At 37.7% G+C, this 19,029-nt stretch carries 21 protein-coding genes; 16 read left to right on the plus strand and 5 right to left on the minus strand.

Going from position 1 to position 19,029, the window contains the following annotated elements:
* The first annotated feature begins 142 nt into the window (after positions 1–142).
* Positions 143–604: a heme-binding domain-containing protein gene (locus ACYT6F_RS01865; RefSeq protein ID WP_472599632.1), complete on the plus strand. Its 462-nt coding sequence runs from the start codon at positions 143–145 to the stop codon at positions 602–604.
* Positions 605–614: 10 nt separating this feature from the next.
* Positions 615–1,028, plus strand: a complete 414-nt coding sequence (locus ACYT6F_RS01870; protein WP_169229335.1) for a thiol-disulfide oxidoreductase DCC family protein — start codon at positions 615–617, stop codon at positions 1,026–1,028.
* A 62-nt stretch (positions 1,029–1,090) separates the two neighbouring features.
* Here ACYT6F_RS01870 and ACYT6F_RS01875 read toward each other — a convergent pair whose 3' ends face one another.
* Positions 1,091–2,521, minus strand: coding sequence for an alpha-amylase (locus ACYT6F_RS01875; protein WP_472599633.1), 1,431 nt, complete (start codon positions 2,519–2,521; stop codon positions 1,091–1,093).
* 189 nt (positions 2,522–2,710) lie between these two features.
* Between ACYT6F_RS01875 and ACYT6F_RS01880 the strand changes: the two genes are divergently transcribed.
* Positions 2,711–3,376, plus strand: a complete 666-nt coding sequence (locus ACYT6F_RS01880) for a DUF4290 domain-containing protein (protein WP_169229333.1) — start codon at positions 2,711–2,713, stop codon at positions 3,374–3,376.
* Positions 3,377–3,378: 2 nt separating this feature from the next.
* Positions 3,379–4,686 (plus strand): UDP-N-acetylglucosamine 1-carboxyvinyltransferase, encoded by a 1,308-nt coding sequence (gene murA / locus ACYT6F_RS01885; protein ID WP_472599634.1) that lies wholly within the window; start codon positions 3,379–3,381, stop codon positions 4,684–4,686.
* Positions 4,687–4,774: 88 nt separating this feature from the next.
* On the opposite strand, the gene ACYT6F_RS01890 is transcribed toward murA, so the two are convergent.
* From ACYT6F_RS01890 to ACYT6F_RS01900, 3 genes are all read right to left on the minus strand, one after another.
* Positions 4,775–5,086: an NIL domain-containing protein gene (locus ACYT6F_RS01890; RefSeq protein ID WP_472599635.1), complete on the minus strand. Its 312-nt coding sequence runs from the start codon at positions 5,084–5,086 to the stop codon at positions 4,775–4,777.
* 164 nt (positions 5,087–5,250) lie between these two features.
* Positions 5,251–5,913, minus strand: coding sequence for a YiiX/YebB-like N1pC/P60 family cysteine hydrolase (locus ACYT6F_RS01895; protein ID WP_472599636.1), 663 nt, complete (start codon positions 5,911–5,913; stop codon positions 5,251–5,253).
* Complete coding sequence (locus ACYT6F_RS01900; RefSeq protein ID WP_472599637.1) at positions 5,891–6,346, minus strand: DUF1801 domain-containing protein; 456 nt, start codon at positions 6,344–6,346, stop codon at positions 5,891–5,893. Before ACYT6F_RS01900 ends, ACYT6F_RS01895 begins: the two co-directional genes overlap by 23 nt.
* A 160-nt stretch (positions 6,347–6,506) precedes the next feature.
* Here ACYT6F_RS01900 and ACYT6F_RS01905 point away from each other — a divergent pair, with 160 nt between their 5' ends.
* The 9 genes from ACYT6F_RS01905 to ACYT6F_RS01945 all read left to right on the plus strand — a co-directional run bounded on the left by ACYT6F_RS01905 (position 6,507) and on the right by ACYT6F_RS01945 (position 14,085).
* Positions 6,507–7,712 (plus strand): pyridoxal phosphate-dependent aminotransferase, encoded by a 1,206-nt coding sequence (locus ACYT6F_RS01905; RefSeq protein ID WP_472599638.1) that lies wholly within the window; start codon positions 6,507–6,509, stop codon positions 7,710–7,712.
* Positions 7,713–8,030: 318 nt separating this feature from the next.
* Positions 8,031–9,050, plus strand: coding sequence for a UDP-N-acetylmuramate dehydrogenase (gene murB / locus ACYT6F_RS01910; RefSeq protein ID WP_472601093.1), 1,020 nt, complete (start codon positions 8,031–8,033; stop codon positions 9,048–9,050).
* Between the two features lie 249 nt (positions 9,051–9,299).
* Entirely contained in the window at positions 9,300–10,103 is an 804-nt protein-coding gene (gene proC, locus ACYT6F_RS01915) for a pyrroline-5-carboxylate reductase (RefSeq protein WP_472599639.1), read from the plus strand.
* A 126-nt stretch (positions 10,104–10,229) separates the two neighbouring features.
* The gene (lnt, locus tag ACYT6F_RS01920; RefSeq protein WP_472599640.1) at positions 10,230–11,873 is read left to right on the plus strand and encodes an apolipoprotein N-acyltransferase; all 1,644 of its coding nucleotides are present in this window, start codon (positions 10,230–10,232) and stop codon (positions 11,871–11,873) included.
* 136 nt (positions 11,874–12,009) lie between these two features.
* Positions 12,010–12,249, plus strand: coding sequence for a 50S ribosomal protein L28 (gene rpmB, locus ACYT6F_RS01925; RefSeq protein WP_029294538.1), 240 nt, complete (start codon positions 12,010–12,012; stop codon positions 12,247–12,249).
* A 7-nt stretch (positions 12,250–12,256) separates the two neighbouring features.
* A complete protein-coding gene (gene rpmG / locus ACYT6F_RS01930; RefSeq protein ID WP_027379950.1) occupies positions 12,257–12,439 on the plus strand; it encodes a 50S ribosomal protein L33 in 183 nt (60 codons plus the stop codon).
* Positions 12,440–12,459: 20 nt separating this feature from the next.
* Positions 12,460–12,612 carry a DUF4295 domain-containing protein gene (locus tag ACYT6F_RS01935; RefSeq protein WP_002976755.1) on the plus strand — a complete coding sequence of 51 codons (153 nt, stop codon included), beginning with the start codon at positions 12,460–12,462 and terminating at the stop codon, positions 12,610–12,612.
* Positions 12,613–12,801: 189 nt separating this feature from the next.
* Positions 12,802–13,755: a signal recognition particle-docking protein FtsY gene (gene ftsY, locus ACYT6F_RS01940; protein ID WP_472599641.1), complete on the plus strand. Its 954-nt coding sequence runs from the start codon at positions 12,802–12,804 to the stop codon at positions 13,753–13,755.
* Between the two features lie 69 nt (positions 13,756–13,824).
* Entirely contained in the window at positions 13,825–14,085 is a 261-nt protein-coding gene (locus ACYT6F_RS01945; protein ID WP_472599642.1) for a GlsB/YeaQ/YmgE family stress response membrane protein, read from the plus strand.
* A 71-nt stretch (positions 14,086–14,156) separates the two neighbouring features.
* On the opposite strand, the gene sppA is transcribed toward ACYT6F_RS01945, so the two are convergent.
* Positions 14,157–15,914, minus strand: coding sequence for a signal peptide peptidase SppA (gene sppA / locus ACYT6F_RS01950; RefSeq protein WP_472599643.1), 1,758 nt, complete (start codon positions 15,912–15,914; stop codon positions 14,157–14,159).
* A gap of 18 nt (positions 15,915–15,932) precedes the next feature.
* Between sppA and folK the strand changes: the two genes are divergently transcribed.
* The 3 genes from folK to ACYT6F_RS01965 are packed head-to-tail and all read left to right on the plus strand — an operon-like array spanning position 15,933 to position 18,974.
* A complete protein-coding gene (folK, locus tag ACYT6F_RS01955) occupies positions 15,933–16,349 on the plus strand; it encodes a 2-amino-4-hydroxy-6-hydroxymethyldihydropteridine diphosphokinase (protein WP_472599644.1) in 417 nt (138 codons plus the stop codon).
* A gap of 22 nt (positions 16,350–16,371) precedes the next feature.
* Positions 16,372–17,484: an OmpA family protein gene (locus ACYT6F_RS01960; protein ID WP_472599645.1), complete on the plus strand. Its 1,113-nt coding sequence runs from the start codon at positions 16,372–16,374 to the stop codon at positions 17,482–17,484.
* A gap of 29 nt (positions 17,485–17,513) precedes the next feature.
* Positions 17,514–18,974, plus strand: coding sequence for an OmpA family protein (locus ACYT6F_RS01965; protein ID WP_472599646.1), 1,461 nt, complete (start codon positions 17,514–17,516; stop codon positions 18,972–18,974).
* Positions 18,975–19,029 lie beyond the last annotated feature (55 nt).

The raw sequence follows: 19,029 nt of genomic DNA on the forward strand, positions 1-19,029 counted from the left end.
CTATTTTATAAATCATCTATAAATTTTCACAACAAATAATCTCTGCTGATATTAAAAAGTTTTTTGTGATTTAAAGCATATCTGATGTGTGTATATAACTCAAAATTTTATAGTACATTTATGTTTAATTAAACATTGAAAAATGAAAAAAGTTTTAACTGTTATTCTGGTAGCATTTATTATCATTCAGTTCTTTCATATCGACAAAACGAATCCTGCACCTACACCTGGCATGGATTTTTTAAAGATAAAAAACACCCCGCCTGAAATTGCCGGTCTGATCAAGGCGTCGTGCTACGATTGTCATTCGAACGAAACACATTATCCTTGGTACTCTAACATTGCCCCGGCTTCGTGGGTTATGAAAAATCATATCGATGAAGGAAGAAAAGAACTTAATTTTTCCACATTTGCAATGTATCAGCAAAAGAATCAGGCACATAAATTGCAGGAATGTATAGAAATGATTGAAAAAAAAGAGATGCCTCTTGACTCCTATTTTTTGGGGCATCAGGATGCGAAACTGAGCGATGAACAGAGAAAGATTCTGACAGATTACTTTAAAAGAGAAAAAACAGAAACAGAAAGGAAAATGCTTTATTAAATTTAACATCATGGAAGATAACTGGGAAAATAAATATATTGTATTTTTTGACGGTGACTGCGGCGTATGCAATTTCTGGGTACAATGGATTCTTGAAAGAGATAAAAAAGACCAGTTCATGTTTGCTTCCCTGCAATCTGATTTTGGCCAGAAATTTCTATCCGAAAGAGGACTGAATACAAAAGTTTTCAACACTATGTATCTTTGGCGGCCCGGCCAGTATTATCTGGAAAAGTCCAAAGCGGTTCTAAAGATTGCCAATTTACTTGGCGGTATTTACAAACTCTCTGTATTAGGTAAAATTGTTCCTTCATTTTTAAGTGATAAGCTTTATGACACGGTATCCAAAAACAGGATGAAACTAGCCAACCAAAAATGTTACTTACCAACTCCGCATCAGCGGGCGAAGTTTATTCAGGTTTAAAAAAACGATAAAAATATCCAATTTAAAAAATACTGTTTCAGAAGAAACAGTATTTTAAATGTTTACTGATTCAGTGACCAAACAGAATATGAGTTTGGTGCACACTGGATTTTTACCCATTTATCCGATTGGGTTGTAGGATACCACGTTGAACTCCCTGTGAAATCCTTAATCTGCTGACTCGCCCAATTGGTCTGGATCCACCGTTCCTGCCAGCTTGAAGAGTTGTTGATATATACCACCAATCCCGGATTTCCATTATATCCGTTTCTTCGGGCAATGTATTCGTCATTATCGGTATAAAGGATAGAAGTTGTTCCGGTTGCTTTATTATTGTGAATCCAGATAAGATTATTTAACCTTTCTTTGTTCAGCCATTCTTCATAATCTCTGTAAAAAATTGTAGGATATCCTTCATGGGTTAAAATATAAGCATAAGCGAGCATTTTATTGTAGATAATATCTGTATCGTGATTGGCGACAAAAGTAACGGCTTTAAAGGGATTTCTTTTCCACATCATATCGTCATTCAATACATTTAAATTCCCGTTATCGAATGCATCATCCATTTTGTAATAAGCCGCAAAATCAAATACCGAGCTATTGGCATTATTCGCCCACCATTCCAGCGTATTAACATTGGAGTCCCAAAGTTCCCCAACGGAAAAACCGCCGACATTGGAATTCCAGGTATTTACCACCCATGGCCCGAAACCTTTTACATAATCGAATCTCCAGCCATCGAATTTCATGACATTTTTATAGTATTTTCCGACAGAATCGTCCCTTCCCCAAAGCCAGTCCTGAACGTAAGGATTGGCGTGGCATAAGTCTGGGAAACCTCCGAAAGCACCTTCATCGTTATTCCCGTAAGCATTTTTATAAAAATCATTGTAGCTTCTTGGAAATTTTCCTGAAGCAACACCTGAAAAATTGGTCCAGGTATTTGAACCTACATAAGGATTGTACTCCGACTGGCCGCCGCTGTTATGATTGATGACAATATCTGCATATACCTGCATATTTTCTGCGTGGGCTTTTGTGATCAGTGCTTCAAGTTCTGCCCGTGATCCGAAACGCGTCTCAATACTTCCGTTTTGATTATAATTTCCGAAATCATAATAATCAGTCGGATCATAACCCATAGAATAAGCTCCGTTCTGTGCTTTGGATGCAGGAGGCAGCCAGACTGCTCCGATTCCGGCATTCGACCAATCGGTAAGTTTTCCTTTCACGGTATTCCACCAGTTTCCTCCGTCCGGTACATCCCAATAAAATCCCTGCATGAGAACACTTCCGCCGGGACCTGCGACAAATTTTGCATACGGAGATTCCCCTGTATTGAAAGGCCGTCCGTCGTGACGGGTTACCTGTATGGTTTTGTTGTGAACTTCTTCCTTAGCCGAAGTTTCCTCAGCGATCGCATCATTTTCCCGGCAGGACTGAACGCATCCAAAAGCCAGGAATACAAATAGAAAGTGTGTTTTTTTCATATCTTATTTTTTTGATTATTAAAGTATTAACTAAATTACACTTTTATTAAAATAATATCAAATGATTGTGAAATATTTTTATTTTTAACATGAAATCTTTACTCGAGTCTTATTTGAAACATCATTAAAAAATCATAAACTTTAAAGATTTTCGTACACATTTTCTATTAATCCATATATTTGCATATTATGGAATACAACACCCAAAAAAACAAGCTTCATTTGCCGGAATACGGCAGAATCATACAACAGTTGGTTGAACGTTGCAAAGAGCTTTCTTCAAAGGAAGAGAGAAGCGAAATGGCGATGGGCATCATTGATTTTATGGGTCAGAGAAACCCTCAGCTTCGCGACGAAGAAAATTATAAGCATAAACTTTGGGATCACCTATTTATTCTTGCCGATTATGATCTTGACGTAGATTCACCATATCCTTTCCCTACCAGAGAACAGCTGGCTGAACCGCCAAAAAGAATGGAATACCCAAAACTTCAGGGTGATTTCAAATTCTACGGGAAAAGTATTCTTCAATTAATTGAAAAAGCAATAGAACTGGAGCAGGGGGATGAAAAAGAGGCCCTGATCGAGGTTATTGCCAACAATATGAAGAAATCTTATAACGTATATAATAAGGAACATGTAACGGATGACGTTATCTTCCGCCACCTGAAAGAACTTTCTGAAAACCGGCTGGATCTTACGGGAATAGATAGTCTTGAAAAAAGCAAAATCTATTATACCAGCAATAACAATAACCGTAATAATAACAACAGAAACCAGTCTAACAACAGAAACCAGCCCAATAATAAAAGAAGACATAACAATAGCAACAACAATCATAAAAACAGAAAGTAGACATGAGTGGAACATTTCAGATAAGAGGAGGAAAAAGACTGCAAGGTGAAATTACTCCACAAGGAGCAAAAAATGAAGCTCTACAAATTCTTTGTGCCGTCTTATTAACTGATGAGGAAGTAAGAATTAAAAATATTCCCGATATCCACGACGTTAATCGATTAATTGAAATTCTGGGAGACTTCGGCGTGAAGGTTACCAAGAACGGACACGGCGATTATACTTTCAAAGCAGATAAAGTAAATTTTGATTATATCAAATCAAATGAATTCAAAAAAGATGGGGCGAAATTAAGAGGTTCCATCATGCTTATGGGGCCTATGCTGGCAAGATACGGTGAAGCGTATATGCCTACTCCGGGAGGTGACAAAATCGGAAGAAGAAGACTGGACACCCACTTTCAGGGATTGGTAGAACTCGGAGCTGAATTTAATTATGACGAAGAAGAGTTTTTCTATTCGCTGAAAGCTAAAGAACTGAGAGGAAAATTTATCCTGTTGGAAGAAGCTTCGGTAACGGGTACTGCCAATATCGTAATGGCTGCCGCTTTGGCAAAAGGAAAAACAAGAATTTACAATGCTGCGTGCGAACCTTATCTGCAACAGCTTTGCAAAATGCTGAACAGAATGGGGGCAAATATTTCCGGAATCGGCTCAAATTTACTAACCATTGAAGGAGTTGAACATCTTCGCGGAACTGAGCACACCATGCTTCCGGATATGGTTGAGATCGGATCATGGATCGGTCTTGCCGCCATGACCAAATCCGAAATTACCATTAAAAACGTAAACTGGAACCAGCTGGGTGTAATCCCAAATACCTTCAGAAAGCTTGGTATCCAGCTTGAGCAAAGCGATGATGATATTTTTATCCCAGCTCAGGAAAATTATAAAATTCAGAAATTTATTGACGGTTCTATCCTTACCATTTCAGATGCACCATGGCCGGGATTCACACCAGACCTTCTTTCCATTATCCTTGTTGTAGCAACACAGGCGAAAGGAAGCCTGTTGGTTCACCAGAAAATGTTTGAATCAAGATTATTCTTCGTTGATAAGCTGATTGATATGGGCGCCCAGATCATTCTTTGCGATCCGCACCGTGCAACGGTAATCGGACTAAACCAGGAAACTCCGCTAAGAGGAACAACCATGGTTTCTCCTGACATCAGGGCCGGAAATGCACTTTTGATTGCCGCTCTTTCTGCAGAAGGCAAATCAATCATCCACAATATTGAGCAGATCGACAGAGGATATGAAAATATCGACGGAAGATTAAAAGCGATAGGTGCAGATATCGAGAGAATTTAATACAATCGTACTTAATGATCATATAAAAAGCGTCCGGTAAAAAACCGGACGCTTCTTTTTGTATTTAAAAACTATATATGAACCTTTCTTATAAGTATCTCCTGCATACATATTCTACAGTCGTACTCAGAAGTTTATTTTTTTGAAGATATTGTTCCAGCGCATCATAATCTTCCGAATTTACGCTGATGTACAGCTGAACAGCCCCGAAGCTTCTTCCGTTTACATATTCAACGTTAGCAGATAACACCCTGTGACAGATCCCGAACTGATTGTAGATCGTATTCATCAGCTGTTCGAACTTCATTTTACCATTCAGTTCAATTTCAAGGATCAATTCTTTTTTAGGCAGGTTTATTTTACCGTTTAAAAGCTGCAGGCTTGGATTAGGTGTTATCATAACAAAAACTATTGGTTTAACGACTCATTTTCTATTGTTAAGCTTCAACAAAAATATAAAAAAATATTAGTCCACCAAATTAGTAGGATATTAATTTTAAATTTATTCCTATTAAAAAATAAATCTAAAAAAACGGACTCTTGCGAATCCGTTACTTATTTTACTTATTTATCGATAAACCTCCATTTCAGTGCTTTTATTCTGTCAAGCTTTTCAGACGCGGCCAGTCCGTTAGGATTACATCCGGGCTCACCTTCCGGAACTTTAAGATTTTTTTTTGCGTAAAAGCTTTCCCAAAAGGCATTAGTTTTTCCTGTTGCCGGGTCTATAAAAGTCATCGGTTCCAGCCTAAAGATGTGATTCTCCCTGAAAGCCCTTTCTATATAATCTGAACAGTAATATGAATCATCATCTAAAATATAATTGAAATTGTAAGGTTTTCCCAACATTGCATTGGCTCTTTCAATAGCTGAAGGTATTGCATCCTGATACTGGGGTTTCAAACGGTAAACAACAACTGCTTGTCCTTCTTCAAACTGATCTTTCAGGAAATCTTTTAATGGTTGTTTTTGAGAGCCACCTTTGGGAGCCGCATGCAAAACATACAAATTTCCATCAGTTTTTTCCAGAATTCCGATATGGTCGAAAGAAGCATTTTTCTCTTTCTGGGTAACATTATTAATTGCTCCCGAAAGTCCGCTGCTTTTCGCTATTACAAAAAGCAAATCGCCGTTTTGCAGACCTGAAATCTTATGACTTCTGCAACTGAGAATGAGCACAGATGCAAAAAATGCAAAGAGAAAATTATTTTTTAAAATTTGCTTCATAACAATCGATCCAATCCTGAACGGTCATTTTCTTACTTACTTCTGCCAATAACTCAAAAGGAATATCATCCATTTTTTTGAAACGTACACAAGATTTTCCCATATCCAGTTTTCTTTTGGAATATTTTGGGAACTCCTCCACAAACCAATCCAGCAGATCCTGTTTCGCATACATTCCCATATGGTAAAATGCAATAAAATTCTTCTGGGAAGCAATACTTATAAAAGGTAAAGGCGTTCCCGGCGCACAGTGGTATCCTGCAGGATACGTTTCCAAAGGAACTCCCCATCCAATCATTCCGTAACTGCTGCCCTGCGAAAACCCTTCCGGCAGATTGTCATTAATGGTGTCAAATAGCTTCCTGAAAACCTCCTGTCTTTCTTCAGGAATTTTCGAAAGATAATCATCTATTGAAATGGATTCTATCTGCATTTTTTAAGTTTTATAATTTTTTCAAAATAACGAAAATTAATTAATATAATTTACATCACCAATTGATTACAGCTTACGATCATAAAAAAAGCCTCTTTACTGTCCTTAATTTTAATATTGCGAAATTAAATCTTACTTTTGCCATACAAATTTTTCAACAATGCCGAATATTTCAAACAGAGCACTGCACATGCCGCCTTCGCCGGTAAGAAAACTGGTTCCATTTGCCCTGAAAGCAAAGCAGAAAGGAATAAAAGTCTATCACCTGAACATCGGACAGCCCGATATCGAAACTCCGGAAACAGCACTGAATGCTTTAAAGAATATCGATCTTAAAGTTTTGGAATACGCTCTTTCAGAAGGTAATTTAGAATACAGGAAAGCTTTAACAGACTATTATCATTCATTGGGATTTAATGATCTTACAACAGATAATTTCATTGTTACCAACGGAGGATCGGAAGCTTTGAATTTCGCCATTTCAACACTGTGTGACGATGGTGACGAGGTAATTATCCCGGAGCCTTATTATGCCAATTACAATGGTTTTACAAGCACTTTCAATGTAAATGTTGTTGCCGTTCCTTCTACTATAGACACCGGATTTGCACTTCCTCCGATTGAAGAATTTGAGAAAAAAATTACAGCAAAAACAAGAGCGATCGTTATCTGCAACCCCGGAAATCCGACAGGATATCTTTATACCCGTGAAGAACTTCAAAAACTTGCGGAAATCGCCCTTAAATATGATATTGTCGTTATTTCAGATGAGGTGTACAGAGAATATGTATATGACGGGAAGCAGCAGATTTCCATGCTTGCATTCCCTGAGCTGGCAGAAAACTGTATCATTATTGATTCCGAATCAAAACGTTACTCTATGTGTGGTGTAAGAATCGGATGTATGATTACGCGTTCTAAAAAAATCCACGATGCAGCTATGCTTTTTGCGCAGGCAAGGCTAAGTCCTGTTTTATTGGGACAAATTGCAGCAACAGCGGCACACCAGAATGACGGAGCGTACATCAGAGCAGTAAGAGAGGAATATACCCACCGAAGAAATGTATTAGTAGATGCTTTAAACGCGATCCCGGGAGTAATCTGTCCGAAACCGAAAGGTGCTTTCTATTGCGTCGCAGAGCTTCCTGTAGACGATACCGAAAAATTTGCACAATGGCTGCTTGAAAAATATTCAAACCAGAATGAAACGATTATGGTAGCGCCTGCCGGAGGATTTTATAGCAATCCTGAACTCGGCAAAAAGCAGGTAAGAATTGCTTACGTTTTAAAAGAAGAAGATCTGAAAAGAAGTGCAGCTATTTTAAAAGATGCACTTGATCAATATAAACTTGAATTCAGTCTTTAATCTCAAAAAAATATAGTTATCAGCAATAAAAACCTGGATTTGAAATTTTCTTCCGTAATTGATTGCTGACATTTTAAGCCTGTCTAAACTTTTATATAACCACAAAAGTCACAAAAGATGAGTTCAGCTTTTATTTTAAGTTGATGAATACAAATAAAAAGGTCACAATAGTTAAAAAATCTTCGATTTTTATTCTTTTGAGAACTTGAATATACTAATCATTGCATTGTGATTATCTTTTGTGACTTTTGCGGTTAATTCTGAATTAGTTTAAACAGGTTTTTAATTTTAAATTAGATGAAAGAATTTGTTTAAATAATACAAATGCAGGAAAATTTTTCACTTAAGACACATAATACGTTTGGTGTTGACGCTAAAGCAAGATACTTTATGGAAGTACATTCCAAAGAAGAGCTGACCGATGCACTGGACTATTCAAAAACAGGTACTTTACCCTTATTATTTTTAGGTGGAGGAAGCAATATTCTTCTGACAAAAGATTTTGAAGGATTAGCTATTAAGCTCGGCTTAAAAGGAATTCAGGAAGAATTCATCAGCGATAATGAAGTATTGGTAACCGCAAAGGCAGGTGAAAACTGGCACGAATTCGTGATTTTCTGTCTTGAAAAGAATTACGGCGGACTGGAAAATCTTTCCCTGATTCCCGGCAATGTAGGAACATCACCCATGCAGAACATCGGTGCTTACGGCACGGAAATCAAAGATACTTTCGTAAGCTGCACCGTTCTTAACCTTGAAAAAATGCAGCTCGAGACTTTCGACCTGGAACAATGCAGATTTGGCTACAGAGATTCTGTTTTTAAGCAGGAAGGGAAAGGAAAATATGTAATTCTGGACGTGACTTTCAAACTGACCCGAAATAATCATCATATTAAAACAGAATACGGAGCCATACAGTCTGAACTGCAACACTTAGGAATTGAAAATCCTACCATTCAGGATGTTTCCCAAGCGGTGATCAATATCAGGCAGAGCAAACTCCCGAATCCAAAAGAAATCGGAAACGCCGGAAGTTTCTTTAAAAACCCCACGATTCCTTTGCTTCAGTTTGAACGGTTAAAGGAAAGCTTCCCACAAATTCCGGGTTATGCGAACGGAGATTTTGTAAAAGTTCCTGCAGGATGGCTGATCGAGCAATGCGGATGGAAAGGAAAACAGATTGGAAATGTCGCTTCTCATGAACTACAGGCTCTTGTCATCATTAATGCTACAGGACAGGCAACCGGACAGGAAATCTTTGATTTTTCAACGGAAATCATTAATTCTGTGAAGGAAAAATTCGGGATTGAACTGGAAAGGGAAGTCAATATTATTTAAGATAAAATAAAAACTTGTCAAAGATCTTAATTAACAAAGGTAAATACAAGTTCATCTAAGGTAATTAAATTTAACCGCAAAAGACACAAAAGTTATCTTATAGTTGTTCATTAAACAATAAAGCTTTAAAAGAATAAAAATCAAAGATTTTTAAAGTGAGCATTAAACGACATCATTCAAATCTTTTGTTTCTTTTGCGTTAAATAAAAAGTTTAGACAATTTTTTAATTCATAAAACAAACACACAATATGAAAATTGCTATTCTCGGGGCCGGAAACATGGGCCTCTCCTTTTCAAAATCATTCCTGAAATACGAACTGATAAAACCGGAAAACCTTCATTTAATCACAAGAAATCAATCTAAATTCTCAAAAATATCGGAAGACTTTCCAAAATCTGAGATCTCGACTTTTGATGAAGTCACAGAATTGAATGCCGATTTAATCATCATTGCTGTAAAACCTCAGGATTTCACGTATGTTGCCGAAAATCTCAAATTTGCACTCAGGGAAAACCAGATGGTTTTATCGATTATGGCAGGAATTAAAATCGAAAAAATTCAACAATTACTTAATCATCCCCTGGTGGTAAGAGCCATGCCCAATTCCCCTACTCTGCTCGGGATGGGAATTACCGGCTATACCTCTGCTGAAGGAATTTCATTCAGTCAGTTAATCAATATTGAAAGATTACTCAATTCAACAGGAAGATCGGTTTATCTCGAAAACGAAGAATTGCTTGACGGGGTAACCGCACTTTCCGGAAGCGGACCGGCATATTTTTATTACATTATAGATGCCATGATTAAAGCAGGGACTGAAATGGGAATAGATGAAAACCTGTCAAAACTTTTTGTAACCCAAACCATGCTCGGAGCCTACCATCTGATTAATAATTCTGATAAAAATCTGGAAGAACTTATTCAGGATGTTGCCTCAAAAGGCGGCACAACAGAAGCTGCATTGAAAACTTTTAACGAGAATAATTTAAAAGAAATCCTGAAAACAGGCATTATGAATGCGGAAAAACGTGCTAAGGAGCTGAATGGCTAAATCCTGCCATTAAAATCTGAAGTTGAGGTCACGTCAATTACGACCTGGCATTTTATAATATTCTTTAACATCGTATGCAAATTTATTCATTTCAAAAACATTAAATTTGTATATTAAATAAATTGAATGAAATACGTTTTACTTACGCTCATTTCAGCGATGCTATTATCCATTTCGTGGCCTACTTACGGAGTTCCGTTTTTTATATTTTTTGCCTTGGTTCCTCTTCTGATGATGGAACATGGGGTCTCCAAATTTTCAGATTACAAAAGAAAAAGCTGGGTAGTTTTCGGATTGTCCTATGTATGTTTTGTTATCTGGAATATAGTAACAACGGGCTGGCTTTACGGCGCAAGAAATCCCGATGGAAGCCACTCGATATTGGCGGTTTTATTTCCTGTGCTCGTTAATTCCCTTCTTTATGCTTTGGTATTTCAATGCTATCACTGGTATAAAAATGCGCAGGGAACCTATTGGGGACTCGCTTTTTTAATAGCGATCTGGATGAGTTTCGAGAAATTTCATTTGGGTTGGGAGTTTACCTGGCCATGGCTGAATCTGGGCAATGTATTTTCAGAGTATCCTAAGCTGATTCAATGGTATGACACATTGGGCGCTACAGGAGGAAGCTTTTGGATTTTATTAATAAATGTTTTGATTTTCTATACTGTAAGAATCTGGCAGGCCGGAAGAAAAAGAAAAGATTTGATCAAAAACACCTCAATCGTTGCAGCTCTGATTATCGTCCCGATGATTATTTCGGTTATGCAGTACAATAACTTTAATGAAAAACCGATCGGCAGCGTCAATGTATTGATGCTTCAGCCCGACCTTGATCCTTATGCTGAAAAATATTCCAAAGACAGCCTGGTTATTGAGAATGACCTTCTTGATCTGGCAGAAAAAAATACAACAGGAAAAATAGACTATTATATCGCTCCGGAAACTGCTCTTCCGGGCAGAGGCTCCATTTCCGAGCGCAGTTTTGAAAAAAGTATTATTCTGAACAATCTTAAAACATTTTTGTCTAAACATCCCGGCTCCGTATTTGCTACAGGAATTTCTTCACATAAATTTTATACATCCGGAGAAAATCTCCCTAAAGAAGCTTATCAGCTTAATCCCGGACTTTGGGTTGAAAGCTTTAATTCCGCAATTCAGGTTATTCCAAACAAAAATGTTGAAGTATACCATAAAGGCAAGCTGGTACCGGGGGTTGAAATCTTTCCTTATATGAGCTATTTAAAGCCTCTATTAGGTGATGCTATGCTTAATCTGGGAGGAACCGTTGCTTCACTTGGAACTGATAAAGAAAGAGTGGCTTTTGCCAATCCTTTCAACAAAGGCAAAATTGCTCCCATTATCTGTTATGAAAGCATTTATGGGGAATTTACCGGCGGTTACGTAAAAAAAGGAGCAAACTTTTTGGGAATTATGACCAATGATTCCTGGTGGGGCGTTTCGGAAGGACATAAGCAGCTTTTGTCTTATGCCAAATTAAGAGCTATCGAAACAAGAAGAGAAATTGCAAGAGCTGCAAACAGCGGAATTTCGGCTCATATTGATGCCAAAGGAGAAATCGTTGAAGATACTTTTTACGGAGACAAAACGGCTCTTTTTGCAAAAATAAATCTCTATGATACAATGACTTTTTATACAAAAGCCGGTGATCTGCTTTCAAGATTTTCAATTTTTGCGCTGGGATTTTTGTTGTTTTATTTTTTAATAAAACGGTTTCAGGCGAGAACTCAAAAAAATAAGGGAGTATAAGCAGGCAAAACGGAAATTGTTTGAAGTAAATATCAGTAAGTTATTACAAATAATTTTCTAAAAGATTTGCCTATCTAAAAAATTCTTCGTTATTTTGCACTCTCAAATATTATAGTACAAATAAGAACATCGAGATATGTCAAGAATTTGCCAAATAACAGGAAAGCGTGCAATGGTTGGTAACAACGTTTCTCACGCTAATAACAAAACGAAGCGTCGTTTTGAAATTAACTTATTGGAGAAGAAGTTTTACCTTCCGGAGCAAGATAAGCACGTAACACTGAAAGTATCAGCTCATGGATTGAGAGTGATTAACAAGATTGGAATCGAGGAAGCTCTAGAAAGAGCAACTAGAAACGGATTGATTAAAAAGTAATTGAATCATGGCAAAAAAAGGAAACAGAGTTCAAGTAATCCTTGAATGTACAGAGCATAAAGAGAGTGGTATGCCAGGAATGTCGAGATACATTTCTACAAAGAATAAAAAGAACACAACTGAAAGATTAGAGTTGAAAAAATACAACCCTGTTCTTAAGAAAGTAACGGTTCACAAAGAAATCAAGTAATTATTAAAATATAATTTACCATGGCAAAGAAAGTAGTAGCAACCCTACAAAGCGGTCAGTCTAAAAAAATGACCAAAGTGGTGAAAATGGTTAAGTCTTCCAAGTCAGGAGCTTACGTTTTCGAAGAAAAAGTAATGAATGCAGACGAAGTAGACGGTTATTTGAAAAAATAATCTACACTTTATTTACAATATAAAAAACTACTCAGCTTTTGGGTAGTTTTTTTGTTATCTTTGCTTTAATCTAGCTGGAAGTCAGAAGCTGGGAGCCAAAAATTTTAATCATTAAATTGAATTAAGATTGGTACTTCAAGCTTCCATTACCCAACTTCCATCATTAATTAAATTCCGTAATTCATAAAGATGAGTTGGTTTAAAAAAATTTTTAAAAAAGAAGAGAAAGAAACCTTAGATAAAGGATTGGAAAAATCCAGCCAGGGTTTTTTTGAAAAAATGACTAAAGCCGTAGTCGGCAAAAGCAAAGTAGACGATGAGGTTCTGGATGACCTTGAGGAAATACTTATTGCCTCCGATGTCGGTGCCTCTACCACCATCAAAATCATAGAAAGAATTGAAGAGCGCGTTGCAAGAGACAAATATGTAAGCGTAAATGAATTGGATAAAATTCTTCGTGAAGAAATTTCAGGTTTACTGCTGGAAAACCCTCATGCAGGAACAGGAAATATAGATACTTCCAAAAAACCGTACGTTATTATGGTCGTAGGAGTAAACGGCGTAGGAAAAACAACAACCATCGGAAAACTTGCTCACCAGTTTACATCAGAAGGTAAAAAAGTGGTTTTAGGAGCCGCTGATACGTTCCGTGCTGCTGCAGTGGATCAGCTGGTTATCTGGAGCCAGAGAGTGGGCGTTCCTATCGTAAAGCAGGAAATGGGATCAGATCCGGCTTCCGTAGCCTTTGATACGGTACAGAGTGCAGTTGCCCAGCAAGCAGATATCGTAATTATTGATACAGCAGGAAGACTCCACAATAAAATCAACCTGATGAATGAGCTCTCCAAAATCAAGAGGGTGATGCAAAAAGTGATTCCGGATGCACCTCATGAGGTTTTACTTGTTCTTGACGGTTCTACGGGTCAGAATGCCTTCGAACAGGCCAAACAGTTCACGGCGGCCACTGAAGTCAACGCATTAGCAGTAACAAAGCTTGACGGAACCGCGAAAGGCGGTGTGGTAATCGGGATCTCTGATCAGTTCCAGATTCCGGTAAAGTATATCGGTGTCGGCGAAAAGATGCAGGACCTGCAGTTGTTTAATGGTACAGAGTTTGTAGATTCATTTTTCAAGAAGAGATGATGTAACAGTCATGTTTTCCCAAAACAGCAAATAAACCAACTATAAATATTAACATTAAAAAATGCAACTATGGGATTTTTAACATGGATTATTTTCGGACTACTGGCCGGAGCACTCGCTAAAGCAATAATGCCTGGAAAACAGGGAGGCGGAATGCTTGTTACGATGATTCTCGGTATCATCGGCGCTTTCATCGGAGGAGCAATCGGAGTATATGTACTTCATTGGGGAGATGTAGATTCTTTCTGGAATTTCAGAAGCTGGATCTTAGCCATCGGGGGAGCTTTGGTTGTTTTGTGGATCTACGGAATGCTTACACGGAGAAGCTAATTTTAAAGCCAATAAAAATTAAAACGGCGGATTTGAAAATTCAAATCCGCCGTTTCTTTGTACAATATAATTTAGTTAATTTTAATCTGGTAAGGCATCTCCATTTTTATTTCAGACTGCAGTTTTCTCTTTTCAACAACCTGCTGAAGGATTTCGTAATTTGATTTCCCGATTTTATTTTTTATCACTCTTTCGGAAATCTCATCCTGATTCAGATCTTTAAATATCTGCTCGAATGGAGTCATGCTTTTCGGATATGAAGCCACTCCGTATGATTTTAATCCCGCTTTTTGTGCAGCAAATTTTACGGCATCATTTAAAGTTCCCAGTTCATCTACAAGACCTATCTGCTTGGCTCTGGTTCCGCTCCACACTCTTCCTCCGCCGATATTATCAATCTGCTCAAAAGTCTGTTTTCTGTTCTGCGTTACGAAGTGTACGAATCTTTTGTATGTACCTTCAACGCTTCTTGTAATAAGGCTTACCCCGTAAGGTGTAACCCCATTTAATGAAGAATAATACTGCGAATTGGCATTTGTAGAAACAATATCTGCACGGATTCCGTTTTTATTGGCAATGTCCTTAAAATAAGGAATAACTCCGAAAACTCCTATTGATCCTGTAAGCGTGTTGGGCTCAGAATAGATCTTATCTGCCGCCATTGCAATATAATATCCTCCGGATGCAGCGTAATCTCCGAAAGAAACAATTAAAGGCTTTTTCTTTTTTAACTGCTGAAGTTCAAAAAGAATCTCATCAGACGCATTTGCACTTCCTCCCGGAGAATTAATCCTGAATACAACCGCTTTCACGTTGTCATTATCCTGGAGATCTTTAATATACTTAATATATTTTTCAGAGTGAATATCATTGTATTCGTCACCTCCATAGATTGACCCTGAAGCATACAAAACGGCAACTTTATCACCGGATTTTTCGTCATCAGAATAAGAAGCAATATATTTTCCTAAAGAAATCTTATTTAATTTTTCGTCATCCTGTAAGCTTAATTTTGATTTAATCAATTGATCATATTCGGTTTTTTGGATCAGTTTATCTGCCAGTCTATATTTTAGTCCTAATTCAGGAATCATCCCGTAAAGACTGTCGACCACTGTTCTGAAAGCAGCTGTATCAATTTTTCTGGAAGCAGCCATTTTGGAAGATGTATTTTTCCAGATATCATTCAGAAGAGTACTGAGCTGCTCTTTATTTTCAGGTGAAATATCGTTTCTCAGGAAAGGCTCAACGGCAGATTTGAATTTTCCATGGCGGATTACTTCAATACCGATGCCGTATTTATCAGCAAAATCTTTAAAGAAGGTTACTTCCGTAGCAAGTCCTTTCAGTTCGATCATACCAGACGGATTCAGGTAATATTGATCGGCAACGGATCCTAAGTAATATGAAGCCTGAGAAACGGTATTTCCGTAGGCATATACAAATTTTCCGCTTTTCTTAAAATCTGCGATAGCATTTCTAAGGTCATCAATCTGGGTAACTCCGGCATTGAGATTATCAGCTTCAATACTTATCCCTTTGATATTATCATCGGTTTTGGCTTTATTAATGGCCTCAATCGCATCATAAATCAAAACATTTTTGTTTTGCTCGCTGATGTTAAACAGTCCTCGCTGTTCCTCAGTGGGGCTGTCAATAATATTGGTTTTCAGATTAATTGTGAGTACGGAATTCTTTTTTACAATTACAGACTTTTCATTTCCCATAGCACTGAAGACCAGCATTATGATGAAAAAGAAGAAAAACACGACACATAATATGACAATAGCCACTATATTTGCCAGTACATTTTTAAAAAAGCTTTTCATAAACAATCATTTTTCAATATGTCGCAACATAAAGTCGTTTTGTTACTTGGAAGTAATCTCGGAGACAAAAAAAAAAATCTGCAGACTGCTCTGGATAAGATAAAACAGGCAGGAAATGAAATCCGGGAAGTAAGTAATTTTTTGACATCAGAACCGGTGGAGTTTGCCAGTTCCAATATTTTTTGTAATATTGCATCAGTAATATTCACACATCTTTCACCATTTCAGCTCCTTATCCTTATTAAAAGTATTGAAGTCGAAATGGGAAGAACAGACGATTCGGCTGTAACCGGAGGACACACCGACAGAGTTATTGATATTGATATCGTCACGTTCAATGAAGTAAAATTTGTATCAGAAAGACTAAAAATCCCTCACCAAAAACATCTTTCTGAAAGAGAATTTTCAAGAATATTATTAAAAGATTTTATCTAAAAAAACATAAAAAACATATTGTATGAAATTAAGTTTATTGTTATTGGCTGCAATGCCTGTTGCCATATATGCGCAGGATAGTATTGCTGTCCCCTCTAATGATATGTATCCCAATACATTTTCTTCAGGTTCTGCTAATGTTCAACCTTTCAGCAACGCATCGAGACGATTCAATGACTGGTCTGTATCGATAGGTGGGGGTGCTGCATTTATGGTTCACTCAGACCTCAGGTCAATTACAGATCAAAAGATTAACTGGGGGTATAATTCGTATGTAAGCTTAGACAAACAGATCTCTCATGTTTTCGGACTAAGTCTTATTTACCAGAGAGGTGAAACAACGCAGAAAGCACAGCTGGAAGGAGCGGCTGGTATCGCGGCGGGTGTCGGGGAAGCAAAAACGAAATATAATCAGATTGCTTTAATGGGTGATATTAATTTTTCCAATCTTTTAAGAAGAGTTGACAATCATTCTCCCTACAGATGGGCCATGCATGGATACGCAGGTATTGGTGTCATGAACTTCAATACCTCATTACATGATAACAATGAATTCAGATGGAGCACAGTTCCCGCTAGAATTCCTTTGTTTATTAACCAGAAACTGGATATAAATTCTATTTATTATCAGTTTGGACTTGGTGTGAAATATAATGTTTCCAGGCTTATTGATGTAGAAGCACGAACGATGTATATCATCAGTGGGGACGACGAGTTTGATGGCGGCGGATATGCCGGTCCCGCAGACTATGACCCAAGCTCTGCAGTCTCCAAGTATAACATGATTAATAAAAGAAGATCCGATAATGCATGGACTGTAAATCTGGGTCTTTCTTTCAAATTAGGTAAACATATGACGCATCTTGCTTGGCACGATCCTTTGCAGGAAGCATATTACAGAGCCTACATTCTTGAAAATAAAAGTCCGGAACTGATGGTATGCGAAAAAGGTGATGCCGACAATGATGGCGTATGTGACGACTGGGACAGACAACTTGATACGCCTTCCGACGCAAGGGTAGATGGTGCAGGTGTGGCTTTAGATATCGATATGGACGGAACCATAGATTTATATGACAAATGTGTAACGGTTCCGGGACCTGCTGAAAATAAGGGTTGTCCTACAAATAAATAACTATTATTAAAATACTAAAAAAAATACATATGAAATTAAGTTTAGCAATTGTTGCATTAGCGTTAGCTGTTCCCGCAACAGGCTTTGCACAAGACTCAACAGCAGTCACATCAGCCGGAGAATATCCAAATACATTCTCTTCAGGTTCTGCAAATATTTCCCCGTTTACAAATAAATCAAAAAGATTCAATGATTGGGCAATTTCGTTTGGTGCCGGCGTACCATTAGTTCAATCTGCAGACTTAACATCCATAAAAAACGGTAATGGTAAAAACCTTTTCGGTTATTCCGCCTACGTGAGTATAGATAAAGCGATTACCCATGCTTTTGGCATTAATTTACAATATGACAGAGGAGAAACCAGACAGGGATGGTTTAATACAAAGAAAGATGCACCGGCCAATGCTTCCGTAAATAAGCAGGTTGGTGCCAGAACGCAATATGATGCCATTTCATTAATCGGAGATATTAATTTCTCCAACCTGTTCAGAAGAGTGGATAACCATTCTCCTTACCGATGGGCTTTGCATGGATATGCAGGTTTAGGGACTTTAGCTTATCGAGCTTATCAGAAAGATGAAACAGGAGACAGAATGGTAGCTGAAATTAAACCATTTAAGTTAGGTTCAATGTTTGCACAGGCCGGTGCAGGTCTTAAATTTAAAGTAAATCAAAGAATTGATCTCGAGGGAAGAGTAATGTACGCTATTACCGGTGATGATGAATTTGACGGTGGTGGTAATAAGTACAGCGCTATCAACCAGAGAGAAGAACAGGTTTCTGATAACTTCTTTAATGCAACAGTAGGCGTTTCCTTAAAACTAGGCAAGCACGAATCTCACCTGATGTGGCATGATCCGCTGCAGGAAATGTACTACAAATTAGATGTTTTGGCAAGTAAAAACCAGGATATTGAAGTTTGTAAAAAAGGAGATCTTGATAACGACGGTGTTTGTGATGATTGGGACAGACAACTCGATACGCCGTCAGGAGCAAGAGTAGATGGTGCCGGAGTTGCGCTTGATACTGATCTTGACGGGGTAATTGATCTCTACGATAAATGTGTCACGGTTCCCGGGCCTGTTGAAAACCAGGGCTGCCCTACATCAGCTTCTTTAACAGACGGACCGGTAGATGAAAGTGAGACAAAATTAGACGGAATTGAATTTGATCTGAATTCAGACAGAATTTTACCATCCAATACGCTTATCCTGAACAATGCCGTTAATTATATCAACTCTTCAAACGGAACTTACACGGTAGTCGGAGCTACAGATACAAGAGCTTCTGAAGCCTACAACCAGAAATTATCCGAAAGAAGAGCAAATAATGTTAAAAATTATTTAATTAAAAACGGCGTACAGTCTGGTAAATTAAATGCAATCGGAAAGGGCGAAAAAGACCTTAAATATCCTGAATGTGACCCCGCTACAAAATGTCCTGAATGGAAAAACAGAGCCAACAGAAGGGTTTATTTTGAAGCTAAATAATAGAGTAATTTTATAAATAATAATAAAGTCACGCCATGCGTGGCTTTTTTTGTCA

The sequence above is a fragment of the Chryseobacterium sp. NG-CE01 genome (genome assembly GCF_055695505.1).